1 protein-coding gene is annotated in these 733 nt (G+C 78.7%); it reads right to left on the reverse strand.

Annotated features, from left to right (window positions below; genetic code table 11):
* Nucleotides 1-733, reverse strand: a 733-nt coding sequence (locus DZF91_RS22930) for a 4-alpha-glucanotransferase (RefSeq protein WP_147341278.1), incomplete at both ends; no start/stop codon positions are given.

The following is a 733-nucleotide window of genomic DNA, read 5'->3' on the forward strand; positions in this document are numbered from 1 at the left end:
CCGCCGCGGCCACGGCGGGCCCGTCGGCGTCGCGCAGCCCGGCGGGCCAGGCGCGCCAGTCGGGCCCCTGGTCCTCGTACAGCGCGCACCAGGTGGCGAACGCGGTCAGCGGCGCGCCCTCCCGCCGCCGGAACTCCTCGTAGGCGGCGTCTCCCCGGAAGCGGGCGTGCAGGATCTCCAGCGCGCGCATCTTGGCCGTGTGGACGGCGTCGCGGTCCAGGACGTCCAGGGTCTCGTTCGAGGCCCGCAGCGGCGCGCCGAGGGCGTCCACCCGCGCGCGCTCGTCCGGCGTGAGCGCCAAGTACTCGGGGACGTCCTCGACGCGCAGGTACAGCGGGCTGGCGAAGCGGCGGCTCATCGGCGAGTACGGCGACGGCCCCACCGGCGGGACGGGCTCGGTCGCGTGCAGCGGGTTGACCAGGACGAAGTCCGCGCCCTGCCGCGCGCTCCACCGGGCGAGGCCGGCGAGGTCGCGCAGGTCGCCCATCCCCCAGGACGCCCGCGACCGGACGGAGTAGATCTGCGCCGTCACGCCCCACGCGCGCGGGCCGGTGCCGAGGCGTTCCGGCGCGACGAGCAGCGCGGCCTCCGCGCCGTCCGCCGCCAGCCGGTGCCAGCCGAGCGGGAGGTCGCCGTCCACGGGCAGGTCGAGGACGCGGCCGTCCGCCAGCTCGACCGTGCCCTCCTTCGGCGGCGGGCCGCCGGGCCGCGCCACCACGACCGGCGGCAGCCG

Source organism: Actinomadura logoneensis (assembly GCF_003428695.1).
GTDB classification, from domain to species: Bacteria; Actinomycetota; Actinomycetes; order Streptosporangiales; family Streptosporangiaceae; genus Spirillospora; species Spirillospora logoneensis.